Origin of the sequence: Parabacteroides johnsonii DSM 18315 (genome assembly GCF_025151045.1) — a bacterium.
GTDB classification, from domain to species: domain Bacteria; phylum Bacteroidota; class Bacteroidia; order Bacteroidales; family Tannerellaceae; genus Parabacteroides; species Parabacteroides johnsonii.
Map to the genome: position 1 here is coordinate 3,619,505 of NZ_CP102285.1, position 13,032 is coordinate 3,632,536.

Annotated in this window: 12 protein-coding genes; 5 read left to right on the forward strand and 7 right to left on the reverse strand. The window is 45.5% G+C overall.

Annotated features, from left to right (window positions below):
• Position 1: 1 nt before the first annotated feature.
• The 5 genes from NQ564_RS15005 to NQ564_RS15025 form a co-directional block, all read right to left on the reverse strand.
• Positions 2–841 (reverse strand): DUF4292 domain-containing protein, encoded by an 840-nt coding sequence (locus tag NQ564_RS15005; protein WP_008146535.1) that lies wholly within the window; start codon positions 839–841, stop codon positions 2–4.
• Entirely contained in the window at positions 834–2,567 is a 1,734-nt protein-coding gene (locus NQ564_RS15010) for a tetratricopeptide repeat protein (RefSeq protein WP_008146537.1), read from the reverse strand. The genes NQ564_RS15005 and NQ564_RS15010 overlap by 8 nt, the downstream gene beginning before the upstream one ends.
• Positions 2,568–2,604: 37 nt before the next feature.
• Entirely contained in the window at positions 2,605–3,036 is a 432-nt protein-coding gene (gene dut, locus NQ564_RS15015; RefSeq protein ID WP_008146539.1) for a dUTP diphosphatase, read from the reverse strand.
• 42 nt (positions 3,037–3,078) lie between these two features.
• Entirely contained in the window at positions 3,079–3,216 is a 138-nt protein-coding gene (locus NQ564_RS15020; RefSeq protein WP_008146541.1) for a hypothetical protein, read from the reverse strand.
• A 142-nt stretch (positions 3,217–3,358) separates the two neighbouring features.
• The gene (locus NQ564_RS15025) at positions 3,359–4,162 is read right to left on the reverse strand and encodes a sugar-binding domain-containing protein (RefSeq protein ID WP_008146542.1); all 804 of its coding nucleotides are present in this window, start codon (positions 4,160–4,162) and stop codon (positions 3,359–3,361) included.
• A 157-nt stretch (positions 4,163–4,319) separates the two neighbouring features.
• Between NQ564_RS15025 and porX the strand changes: the two genes are divergently transcribed.
• From porX to NQ564_RS15040, 3 genes are all read left to right on the forward strand, one after another.
• Positions 4,320–5,870, forward strand: coding sequence for a T9SS response regulator signal transducer PorX (gene porX / locus NQ564_RS15030; RefSeq protein WP_008146544.1), 1,551 nt, complete (start codon positions 4,320–4,322; stop codon positions 5,868–5,870).
• Between the two features lie 153 nt (positions 5,871–6,023).
• Entirely contained in the window at positions 6,024–6,443 is a 420-nt protein-coding gene (gene tsaE / locus NQ564_RS15035; RefSeq protein ID WP_008146546.1) for a tRNA (adenosine(37)-N6)-threonylcarbamoyltransferase complex ATPase subunit type 1 TsaE, read from the forward strand.
• 1 nt (position 6,444) lies between these two features.
• On the forward strand, positions 6,445–6,660 hold the full coding sequence (locus NQ564_RS15040) for an immunity 17 family protein (RefSeq protein WP_008146549.1): 216 nt from the start codon (positions 6,445–6,447) through the stop codon (positions 6,658–6,660).
• 65 nt (positions 6,661–6,725) lie between these two features.
• On the opposite strand, the gene rnr is transcribed toward NQ564_RS15040, so the two are convergent.
• Positions 6,726–8,906 carry a ribonuclease R gene (rnr, locus tag NQ564_RS15045; RefSeq protein WP_008146551.1) on the reverse strand — a complete coding sequence of 727 codons (2,181 nt, stop codon included), beginning with the start codon at positions 8,904–8,906 and terminating at the stop codon, positions 6,726–6,728.
• 81 nt (positions 8,907–8,987) lie between these two features.
• Positions 8,988–9,893: an SMP-30/gluconolactonase/LRE family protein gene (locus tag NQ564_RS15050; RefSeq protein WP_039847994.1), complete on the reverse strand. Its 906-nt coding sequence runs from the start codon at positions 9,891–9,893 to the stop codon at positions 8,988–8,990.
• 194 nt (positions 9,894–10,087) lie between these two features.
• On the opposite strand from NQ564_RS15050, the gene NQ564_RS15055 reads away from it, so the two are divergent.
• Complete coding sequence (locus NQ564_RS15055; RefSeq protein WP_039848029.1) at positions 10,088–11,527, forward strand: tagaturonate reductase; 1,440 nt, start codon at positions 10,088–10,090, stop codon at positions 11,525–11,527.
• On the forward strand, positions 11,527–13,014 hold the full coding sequence (locus NQ564_RS15060) for a UxaA family hydrolase (RefSeq protein ID WP_008146557.1): 1,488 nt from the start codon (positions 11,527–11,529) through the stop codon (positions 13,012–13,014). The genes NQ564_RS15055 and NQ564_RS15060 overlap by 1 nt, the downstream gene beginning before the upstream one ends.
• Positions 13,015–13,032: the final 18 nt, after the last annotated feature.

The following is a 13,032-nucleotide window of genomic DNA, read 5'->3' on the forward strand; positions in this document are numbered from 1 at the left end:
CTTACATCTTACTACTACTCAACGATTTGATGATCTGAGACAATGTGATACGTTTATATTTGGCAGGAATGGAAAAATCCATTTTCACCGGGACATCCGTCTGCATACGGGAGAAATACAGTGTAATTCCTCCTTGCGAAGCGCCCTCCTTCATCACCTGCACATCCATTTTCATCGGGAATGGCTGTCCGTCTGCCAAGCGAAAATCGGCATAGTCCCATTGCAGGGCGTAACGGTCTGAAGGTTCGGCAATACAGGTTGAGAGAATCTTCTCCTCTCCATCCGCCATAAAAGTGTACAATAGTCCCATCACATCCTTTACCTGTATTTCGGCTGTGGGTCCGTCCTGCTTCAACTTAAAACGACTATACTGCTTCGGGCTGATCCCTTGCTGTCCAGGAAGGAACAGATGATTGGTGAAAAGCGCCTGCAGATTATAAAAATTGAACTCAATCGGCGTCTGCCCTTTTAGGTTGGCATAATTATCAGCTACATAGCGCTTGTTCATGCGGTCGATCACTTTTACGCTATCCACACTGATCTCGGCGCGGAAAACCTCAATACCTAAAAAAGGTTGTACGGACAACTGGAAAGCGCTGTCTTTTACCATCTTCAGGTCAACACGAGAACTCATATTGTTACCCGGCAGGTTCAAGTCTACGTTCAGGCGTGCGGTCAGGGTTTCATACTTAAACGCCTGCTCCTGCATAAGCGCAAAGAACTCGTTATGCGCTTTCGCTCCGCCTGCTTCGACCGTACCGACTTTCTTGGTCGATTTGCAGCCTGTGAACGACAGGGCGATAAAAAAGGCCAGCACAAAGGCAAAGCTTATCTTATTCATTCTTGACCTCCTCTTCTATATAGGTTCCTTCTGCGATCTTGCGATCCAGTACCTCACTTTCTTTTCCCATCTCCTTCGCCTTCTTCCACTGTTCAAGCGCTTTTTCCTTATCACCGCTCATAAAGAGGATATCGCCGTAATGGTCCACCAGTTCGGAACTTTTGGTCGTATCGTTGGCAAGAGCGCTCTCTATGTATATCTTGGCAAGCGTATAGTTTCCTTGTACAAAGAATATCCAAGCATAGGTATCAAGATAAGTCGAATTGTTCGGTTCCAGTTTGACCGCCAACGCGCTCATCCGCTCCGCCTTTTTCAGGTCTTTCTTTTCCAGTGAAAGAAAATAGGCATAATTATTGAGGACGACCACATTCTTATCATTATATTTCAAAGCTTCGTCATATGCCTTGTAGGCTTCCGGCATATTCTTGATCTGATAGTAAATATCGCCTATCTGCCCATAAAAATCAGACTTCAACCCGACGTTCGTCTCTGGAATAATCTCCAGGCCGGCTTTGTAAGTATCCAGTGCATCCTGATACTTTTCCTGCTGGAAATAAGCGATCCCAAGATAAAAGTAATACTCCGGTGCATCGGGGAAAAGCTCCTGGCAACGGGTACAAATACGGATCACTTCGGGGATGTCTTCCGACTTCAACGCCAGATTCAGGAGTTGTTGCCAGGCAGCAGCATTCGAAGGCTCCATCTCGGTAATCAGCTGAAACTGGAAACGGGCTTCGTCTGTCTTTCCCTGCGTAATCAGCAAACTACCGTACATCTGTTTCAGATCGATATCTTCCGGATGTTGTTCCAGCAATGTCAGGAAAAGGGCATTCGCGCTCTCGGTCCCTTTCTTCGTCTGCTGCAATTTGAGAATATAGCGGGACAGGATACCGACTTTCGTATCGACATCCAGCTTTTCATTCACCAATGCATTGCGTATCTGCGTCTCGGCAGCGTCCTTATTACCGACAGCTTCATAATAGTTCGCCATGGAGACAATGTAATAAGGACTTCCCGGATCGATTTCGTGCGCTTTCTGATAATATTTCAGTGCTTTGACCGTATCATTCTTTTCCAGGTGAAGATCACCCAGAATTATCTGATAGCGGGATTCCATCGGGAACTTGTCGGCAAGCTTTTCCACCTCTTTGAACGCATTTTCGGTCTGCTCCAACGCGTTATACAACTTATATTTCTGCATTGAAAGCGCTTCATTCATACCGATGGACGATTCGAGGGCGTCATAAGCATCGATCGCCTTCCCGATTTCGCCTTCCTGTGTAAGCGCATCCGCCAGGTAATAGTTCAACTCCGGTTTTCCGGGATAATCTTTTACAAGCTTCTCATACTCTTCCGCCGCCTCGCCGAACATACCAAGGTTGCGGCTCATGGTCGCCAACGCCAGTCTATAGGTAAAATTATCGGAACTGTAAGCCACTGCACGTCTCAACATCTCCAACGACTTTTCCGGACGGTTCAGCTGGGCATAAAACGAAGAAAGTTCGTATAAGACGGCCGAAGCAGTCGAGTCGATCGCCAGACAATGGTTAAAGGCATCATAAGCAGCATCGAATTTTCCGGCAGTCTTCAAGTTCAGCCCTTCGTAGAAGAAGTAATCGAATTTCCGCTGATCCGCCTCCTGTCCCTGCGCCCTCAACGACAGCGGACATCCCATCAAAGGGAATAGGAACAATATCGAAAACAGCAACTTTAGCATTTTCCTCATAATTGTCAATTATCAATTATTAATTGTCAATTCAGAATTATTTCCCTGTGTGACCGAAGCCGCCAGCACCCCGTTCGGTGTCGTCCAGCGCTTCCACCAGCTGCCAAGCGACCTGGCTATGAGTCGTGATCACCATCTGGCAAATCCGCTCTCCGTCATTGACGGTAAAAGGTTCGGATGAGAGATTTATCAGGATTATACCGATCTCGCCGCGATAGTCCGCATCGATAGTACCCGGAGTGTTCAGCAATGTAATGCCATGCTTCAATGCCAGACCGCTACGGGGGCGCATCTGTGCCTCATAGCCTTCCGGCAATGCGATATATAATCCGGTCGGAATCAGTTTCCGTTCAAGGGGGTTCAAAACTACCGGTTCCGTCAGATTTGCACGGATATCCATTCCTGCCGACAGCGGAGTCGCGTATCCCGGCAGCGGATGGTGTGACTTATTTATGATCTTTACTTCCATAAACTCTTTTATTTCCGGGCAAATTTACACAAATATCCCTGATTACCATCTCTTGGAAGTTCCATTATTCTTTAAATTATGCTTATAAAACGAACGTTCATCGCTCAACAGGCTTAGCTCACCCGGACAGCCTTCTGTCACTTCGAGCGGAAGATGAGCACGATAACTTTGCAGGTTCATTTAGAATAGACTCATTATAAAAGCAAAAAGGATCACCCTCACAGGCAATCCTTTCTTATTAACCAAAACCTTAACTATGAAAAAATTTATGATGCGAATATAGGGTATCTTTTTTAATCTGCAAACTTTTTCGAGAAAAAATTCATATACTATCGAGCGAATGCATGCCGAATGTAGTTTGATGGCTATCTATCAATTCATTACCAACTTTCACTTCTACTATAGCAGTGTATAGATAAGGATTTCGGACACTCCATCGTTCCGGATAAAACATTTCTATCGTATGTATAACGACCTTCTTCCCTCCAGCTGCGATCTCTGCCGGAGAGGATATCTGATAGAGAACTTTCCCTTCCCGATCCTGTATCCGGGTAGAAACTTCCACGATTACGCCAGAGGCTTCATTCTTCAAGGGTGTTTCAATTTCGACCGTACTCTTGTCCGCATTAATGACCGGGATAGTGATGTTCGTTCCCCAATTATCCACATGAACCTGTCCGGCTTTCACCAGCCATACATTCCGGCCGATATCAGAATCCGAATCCCGGTGAGAGTTAAATTGTACGCAACTGTCTGTTTGAACAAGTAATATATTTTCTTTCTTGCCATAATTCAGAAACGGTGTTAGGACAAAACGAGACGAGGCATTTCCGTCAGGACGAGGACATAACCAATGTCCGTTCAGCCAGATCTTACGATTCAGGGTCGCTCTTTCAAAATCCAGACAGATCACTTTTCCTTTGTCTTTTTCGGGCAACTTGAATTGTTTCCGATATCCATCCATGCCCTCACACAGTGTATCGCCTTCGGATATGAAAGCATCTGTTTGTCCTCCGCCCAAAACAAAGTCCCATTCCTGGCTGAAGGATATTCTTTCATACCCTTTTTTCCAAATGCCACATGCGGTAAGAGACAGACAGATCAGGGCAAATACGGATAGTCTCATACGTGTACAGTTAACTCGTTTATATTATACAAAGGTAATACAAAAGAGACTAAAAAATGAGAGAAGAACATACAAAATAAAGGGGTATGTCGTTATAATATCATACATTTGTAGGGATGAACCTGTTTGTTCATCTTCAAAAAAGAAAGATAAAACTATGGCAGCAAAGAAAGACAGAGTGCTTTGGGCAGACGATGAGATAGATTTGTTAAAGCCCCACATCCTTTTCCTGCAGGATAAGGGATATGAAGTGATTCCGGTAATCAGCGGGCAGGACGCCATCGAATGCTGTAAGGAAGAGTCGTTCGACATTATTTTCCTGGACGAGAATATGCCGGGGCTGACCGGATTGGAAACATTGGCACAGATCAAGGCGATCAATCCCGATGTCCCTGTCGTCATGGTTACCAAGAGCGAAGAAGAAAGCATCATGAACCAGGCTATCGGTAACAAGATCGCCGATTACCTGATCAAACCGGTCAATCCGAATCAGTTGCTCTTGTCTATCAAGAAGAATGTTCATAAGAATGTAATTATATCCGAGACGACAACTGTCGGCTATCAGCAGGAGTTCGGGCGTATTGGCATGCAGATCAACGACTCGCTAACGACCGACGACTGGATGGAGGTTTACAAGAAGCTTGTCTATTGGGAAATAGAACTGGAAAACAGTCAGGTTCCGATGACCGACCTGCTACGCATGCAGAAACAGGAGGCGAACAGTGCATTCGGCAAATTTGTCAAAAAGAATTACGTGGACTGGATTCAGAACCCCGGAATCCGCCCGTTGATGAGCCCGGATTTATTCAAAAAGAAAGTATTCCCGATGCTCGACAACGGAGATAAGGTCTTTTTCATCCTGATCGACAATTTCCGTCTCGATCAGTGGCGCGAAGTAAAGGATCTGCTTGCCGAATACTATACGTTCGACGAAAGCCTATACTACAGTATCCTTCCGACTGCCACACAGTATGCCCGCAACTCGATCTTCTCAGGACTGATGCCTTTGCAGATCGAAAAGATGTTTCCGGAACTTTGGGTGGACGAGGATAGCGAGGAGGGGAAAAACCTGAACGAAGCACCGCTTATCCGGACGCAGATCGAGCGGTTTCGTAAGAAATATACCTTCTCCTATCACAAGGTGCATGATTCGCAATATAACGACAAATTGCTGAATATCGTCCCTTCCCTATTTCATAACCAGTTGAATGTGGTGGTACTGAACTTTGTCGATATGCTTTCCCATGCCCGTACCGAAAACAAGATGATCCGCGAACTGGCCCAGAGCGAAGCTGCCTATCGCAGCCTGACACGTTCCTGGTTCCAGCATTCGGGCACGCTGGAACTTTTCAAGCGTATTGCCGGAAAAGGATATAAAGTGATCGTTACGACCGACCACGGTACTATCCGTGTCGATAACCCGCAGAAAGTAATAGGCGATAAGAATACAAATACCAACCTGCGCTACAAGGTTGGCAAAAACTTGAATTATAATCCGAAAGAAGTATTTGACATCCGTTTTCCCGACAAGGCAGGGTTACCTTCCCCGAACCTGAGCAGCAAATACATCTTTGCGATGAACAATGATTTCTTTGCTTATCCGAACAACTATAATTATTATGTTTCTTATTATAAGAATACATTCCAACACGGTGGTATTTCGATGGAAGAAATGCTGATTCCTTTCATTACTATGACAGTAAAATAATTAGCAACCGCAAAATAATTGGCAATTGACAATTGACAATTGACAATTGTTTTAACTTTGCAATCGAAAACTTCAATTGCCGGCTGTCAATTACCAATTCTCTTTCTCACTGAATTGTCTATTGTCAATTGTCAATTGCCAATTATTAAAGTTATGCATACAATTAAAATCGAAAATTTAGATACGATCCGCCAAGCTGCCAAAGAGTTTATTGCCGGGATGGACGACCGTACCGTTTTCGCTTTCCGGGGCGATATGGGAGCCGGGAAGACCACTTTCATCAAGGCTATCTGCGAAGAGTTAGGCGTGGAAGATGTCATCAACAGCCCGACGTTCGCCATTATCAACGAATATCGTAGCGGAGAAACCGGTGAACTGATCTATCATTTTGACTTCTACCGCATCAACAAATTAAGCGAAGCAGAAGATATAGGCACGGAAGACTATTTCTATAGCGGTGCTCTCTGCTTTATCGAATGGCCGGAAAAGATCGAAGAATTATTGCCGGGTGACGTTGTGGAAGTTGCCATTACAGAAAACCTGGACGGTTCCCGCACCGTAGAAGTGAAATAAGATGGAACCTACCGAATATTTTATCCTGACACTCTTTATCGCATTAGGGATATTCTCGATTGTCGCTGCAATCCTGAATCTCGACTGGTATTTCCAAACCAGTGGAGCCATGACATTCGTCAAGTGGCTGGGGCGCAAAGGCGCCCGTATTTTCTATGCTCTTTTGGGATTAGGATTGATTGCCTGTGGAGTGACAGGACTTCTCTTTTGGAATTGACAATTGACAATTTTAGAGATAGAACAATCGACCAAAGGCCGAACTAATTGTCAATTGTCAATTGTTTAAACCAGTGCAAAGTCCAGCTGTTTCCTCTCCAGGTTAGCTTGTGCTACTTTTACCGTGATGGCATCTCCTAATTGGTAAGTACGTTTCGTTCTACGACCAAGCAGACAATAGTTCTTGTCGTCAAACTCATAGAAGTCATCATCGAGATCACGGATCGGAACAAGCCCCTCACATTTGTTTTCATTCAGCTCCACGTACAAACCCCATTCGGTGACACCGGATACGACACCATCGAATACCTGTCCCAGTTTATCTTTCATAAACTCGACCTGTTTGTACTTGATGGAAGAACGTTCGGCATTTGAAGCCACTATTTCCATCTCAGAGCAATGTTTGCAATACTCCTCATACTTGCTCTTTATCACACTACGGCCACCTGCCAGATAGCGTTCCAGCAAACGATGTACCATCATATCCGGATAACGGCGGATAGGAGAAGTGAAGTGTGTATAATAGTCCATTGCTAACCCATAATGACCGATATTATCCGTCGTATAATGAGCTTTCTGCATGGAACGGATAGCCAGCGTCTCCACCAGATTTTCTTCTGGTTTACCCTGTACGTTATCCAACAACTTGTTGATACCTTTGGATATATCCGTTTTCGTCCCTTCCGTACGCATCTTGTAACCGAAGCGACTGATGAATGCGGAGAAGTCCCTCAATTTTTCAGGATCCGGCTGTTCATGAATACGATAGACAAACGTTTTCTTTGTCCTATTCTTGCTCTTTCCGACAAACTCGGCTACCGTACGGTTGGCCAGCAGCATGAATTCTTCAATCAGTTTATTAGCTTCCTTCGATTCTTTGATGTAGGTTCCTAACGGTTTACCATTCTCGTCTATGTCGAATTTGACTTCGTAACGGTCGAAAGCGATTGCCCCGTCCTTAAAGCGACGGTCACGCAATTTTTGCGCCATGCTGTTAAGCATCAGGATTTCTTCTTTATAATCGCCTTCTCCTGTCTCGATGACAACCTGAGCTTCTTCATAAGTGAAGCGACGGTCGCTCTTGATAATGGTACGGGTGATATGGGATTGTTGGACTTCGGCATCCTTATTCAACTCGAAAACTGCGGAAAAACAAAGTTTTTCTTCATCCGGACGGAGCGAACAGATCTGATTGCACAGACGTTCCGGTAACATCGGGATAGTGCGGTCCACGAGATAAACAGATGTCGCACGACTGAAAGCTTCCCGGTCTATCAGACTTTCGGGTTTGACATAGTAGGTCACATCGGCGATATGAACGCCTACTTCCCAATTGCCATTATCCAACTTACGGGCGGAAAGGGCATCATCGAAGTCCTTAGCATCTTTCGGGTCAATCGTAAAAGTCGTGATGCCACGGAAATCCTCACGCTTGGCAATTTCCTCTTCGGGAATTGCTTCCGATATCTTTTCCGCAGCCTTCTCTACATTGACCGGATATTTATACGGAAGGTTGAACTCTGCCAGAATAGCGTTCATCTCCGCATTGTTTTCACCGGCGGTACCCAAAATATCTACCACCTCACCCAGCGGGTTCTTGGCTTCCTCCGGCCATTCGGTAATACGGACGATCGCTTTGTCGCCAGTCTTGCCACCTTTCAACTTGTCTTTTGGGATAAAGATATCGTTTGCGAGCGTTTTGTCTTCCGTTATCAGGAACGCAAATCCTTTGGTCACCTGTAGTTTACCGGTAATCAATCGTCGCTCACTTTCCAGTATCTCGATAACCTCGCCTTCTGGGTCAGCCCCTTTTCTCTTGGCATGAAGCTGTATTTTTACCTTATCACCGTTAAGCGCATGTGCGGAGTTTCGCTCTGCCACAAAAATCGGCGTCCCCCCATCTTCGGGAATAAAAGAGTTTTTGCCATTCTGACGGCGCATAAAGGTTCCGATAGCAGTCGTTCCCCAATTATTATAACGGTAACGTCCCCTGTCTATTTCGGAAATGAAGTTGTCGGAAGAAAGAGCATACAGGATATCCACCACCTGCAACTTCTGCACCTGATTGGTTACTCCTATCATACTGCTGATTTGTCGATAGTTAAAAGGTTCTTTGGGAGAAGACTTGAAAACGTTGATGATGGCATTGATCATAGCCTCTTTTTTCATCCGTTTGTTTTCGCCTTTGGAATTGCTTTTCTTCTTCCCCGGTTTATTACTTTTCTTTTCAGATTTACTCTTAGTCATATATCTTTTTCAATGTTTTACAAAGTAAACAATAAATTTTGAGAAGCTGTTTACATTTGTGATAAATAATCTTCGGGAGATTTATTCCCCGAAACAGTTGGCCCTTACACCTTTAATACCCGGTTTGCAACAAAATACACTGCCACTTAAGGGGTATTCCCGGAGTTGTTCCTCGGACAAGCCTGCACGAGCCGTTGTTATGTAAAGCGTATCCATTTTATTGCCTCCGAAAGCGCAAGAAGCGACATTAGGTGCCGGGACCTCTACTTTCGCCAGCAATTCTCCCGTGTAGGGATTGTAGCAATAAACACCATATCCTCCCCATTGGGCTACCCAAAGGTGATCGTCGCTATCAATCGCCATACCATCGGGTGCTCCCGTCCCGTCGGGCAAGGTAACGGCTATACCGTCGAACAAGATATCCCCGTTGTCGGCATCGTAGCGGTAGCGGGCTATCTTACCGGTCGGCGTGTCGTTATAATACATAAACTTCTTATTGGACGACCAGACGATCCCGTTTGAAATCGTGACCTTTTTCAATTTCGTGGTGACAGTCCCGGCAGGCGAAACAGTGTACAAGGTCCCGGCACCTTTAGGTGCACCAAATCCCATCGTCCCTACCCACAAATGTCCGGCAGGATCACATTTACCGTCGTTACAACGCACTTTACCGTTTTCGTCAGGTATCGGAGCAATGGAAGTGGTATGGCCGTCATGCAGGTTTACCCGCACAATTTCATTTTGCAAGGCTATGATAACCGTACTGTCCGTTTCGGGAACCACCGTCGATGCCATACGATCAAACTTCCAGGAACTACATTCTTTTGTATCGGGATGATATTCGTATAATGTTTGCCCTTCGATGTCCACCCAAAACAAAGTGTGACGCTCGGGATGCCAGATAGAACCTTCTCCAGTAGTCGCTTCAGCCTGATAAGCCAACTCTGCTGGAATCATTTCGACCTTTGGTGAGCAGGATGTTGTCATAATTAAAAGTGATAATAAAATAGATGCGTTAATAAGAAAATGTTTCATGGTATAAAAAAGACTGTTCTTGCCAGTTACGGATAAGTTTTATGCAAATATACTAAATAAATCCGAGATTTCTTTTAAATTAGGCGCCGAATTTATATAATCGGCTTTGATTGCCATTAATGAACAGATTTTAAATGAATAGTAAGATGAAAGAATTGAATGAAAAAACTGCCGGCAAAATGCTGTATCCGGAACGGATTATCCAGTTCGGCGAAGGCAATTTCCTCCGGGCATTCGTGGATTGGATTATCCAGAAGATGAATGAAAAAGTGGATTTTAACAGCAGCGTTGTGGTGGTCCAGCCTATCGACCGGGGAATGGTCGACATGTTGAACGCACAGGATTGCTTGTACCATGTCAATCTTCAGGGATTAGACAAAGGCAAGAAGGTCGACAGCCTTACCCGGATCGATGTGATAAGCCGCGCGTTGAATCCTTATGTGGATTTTTCCGCATTCATGAAACTGGCGGAACAGCCGGAAATGCGCTTCGTCATTTCAAATACGACGGAAGCAGGAATCACCTTCGATCCGGCTTGCAAGTTGGAGGACGCGCCTGCTTCTTCTTATCCGGGCAAGCTGACGCAATTGCTTTATCACCGCTACAAAACATTTAACGGAGAAAAAGACAAAGGCTTGCTCATCTTTCCGTGCGAATTGATCTTCCTGAACGGGCATAAACTGAAAGAGACCATTTACCAGTATATCGATTTGTGGCAATTAGGAGAAGATTTCAAAACCTGGTTTACGGAATGCTGCGGTGTATATGCGACGCTGGTCGACCGTATTGTCCCGGGATTTCCACGTAAAGAGATCGATTCAATTAAAGAGAAACTGCAATATAACGACAATTTAGTCGTACAGGCGGAAATATTCTATTTATGGGTAATCGAAGCGCCCGAATCGGTCGCCAAAGAGTTTCCGGCAGACAAAGCTGGCTTGAATGTACTGTTTGTTCCGAGCGAGGAACCTTACCACCAGCGGAAAGTGACCCTTTTGAACGGTCCTCATACTGTTTTAGCGCCTGTCTCTTGGCTTTCCGGAGTGAATATCGTGCGGGATGCCTGCCAACACGACATTTTAGGGAAATACATCCACAAAGTGATGTTCGGGGAATTGCTGGAAACGCTGAATCTGCCGAAAGAAGAATTGGTACAGTTCGGCAATGACGTCATGGAACGTTTTAACAATCCGTTCGTCGATCATTCGGTTGTCTCGATCATGCTGAACTCATTTCCTAAATATGAAACACGTGACCTGCCGGGCTTGAAAATTTACCTGGAACGGAAAGGCGAGTTGCCCAAAGGACTGGTGTTAGGTCTGGCAGCTATTATTACCTATTATAAAGGATATGTCCGTACCGATGGAGCAAAATCCGAACCGAATGATTCCACCGAGATTCTTCAACTATTGCAAGACCTTTGGGCTACTGGCTCGACCGGTCAAGTCGCCGAAGGCGTATTGGCAGCGACTTCCATTTGGGGAGAAGACTTGAACCGCATTCCTGGATTAACCAGTATGGTAAAAGGTTTCCTGGATGCCATTGAAGAAAAAGGAATGCTTAATGTCGTTAAAGAAATTTGCTGATGCGGACTTATATACAAATAAATCCGGCAGACAATGTCATCGTCGCCGTAAAGGATTTACAGGCCGGTGCATCTTTGGATATCAACGGTAAAACGATCATCGTCCTGCAGGATATCCCGGCAGGACACAAAGTAGCCTTACAGGATTTTAAAGAGGGAGACTATATAATTAAATATGGCGCTCCCATCGGACATGCCCGTAAAGCGATAACTGCCGGAAGCTGGGTGAATGAAAAGAATATCAAGACCAATCTGGAAGGGTTACGGGAATATGAATTCAATCCGCAACCTACTCCGGAACAGTTATCCGGAAAGCTGCTTTCCTTTAAAGGATATCGCCGCAAGAATGGAGAAGTGGGAATCCGGAATGAGATATGGGTGATTCCGACCGTCGGTTGCGTCAACGGTATCACACATCGATTGACAGATCGGTTACAACAGGAGACACAGGGCGCCGGAGTCGATGCGATCGTCGCATTCCCTCATAATTATGGCTGTTCCCAACTGGGAGACGATCATGAGAATACCCGGAAGATTTTACGGGATATGGTTCTGCATCCGAATGCCGGTGCAGTTCTCGTTGTCGGGTTAGGTTGCGAAAACAACCAGGTCGGCGCTTTCCGTGAAATACTTGGCGATTACGATACGGAACGTATCCGCTTTATGGAAACGCAAAAGGTGGACGATGAACTGGAAACGGGAATGGCACTGTTGCGAGAACTCTATGCGATTGCTTCGCAGGATCAGCGGACAGATATTCCTTTAAATGAATTGCGTGTAGGATTGAAATGCGGAGGATCGGATGGATTTTCCGGTATTACGGCCAATCCGCTGTTAGGTGTCTTTTCCGACTTTCTGGTAGCCCAGGGAGGGACAACCGTCCTGACAGAAGTTCCGGAGATGTTTGGCGCCGAGACGATCCTGATGAACCGGAGCGAATCGAAAGCTGTCTTTGAGAAGACCGTTCATCTGATTAACGACTTCAAATCCTATTTTATAGAGAACAAACAGCCGATTTACGAAAACCCTTCTCCGGGTAATAAGGCAGGAGGCATTTCCACCCTGGAAGAGAAATCCCTGGGTTGCACGCAAAAAGCCGGAACATCGGCTGTCCGAGACGTGATGCTTTACGGTGAACAGCTAAAAACAAAGGGACTGAATTTGTTGAGTGCCCCCGGGAACGATCTCGTAGCCAGTACGGCTCTTGCTTCATCCGGCTGTCATCTGGTTTTGTTCACAACCGGAAGAGGAACTCCGTTCGGCACATTTGTTCCGACAGTCAAAGTTTCGACCAACAGTAATCTAAATGCCCGCAAACCGAACTGGATCGACTTCAATGCCGGCTCCCTTTTGGAGGGCAAAAGCATGGAGGAACTTTGTGAATGTTTTATCCAGTTTATCATCGGTATCGCAAGTGGCAACCCGACTAACAATGAAAAGAACGGTTACAGAGAGATCGCAATTTTCAAATCCGGTGTGACACTGTGATTCACACAAGTCTGATAG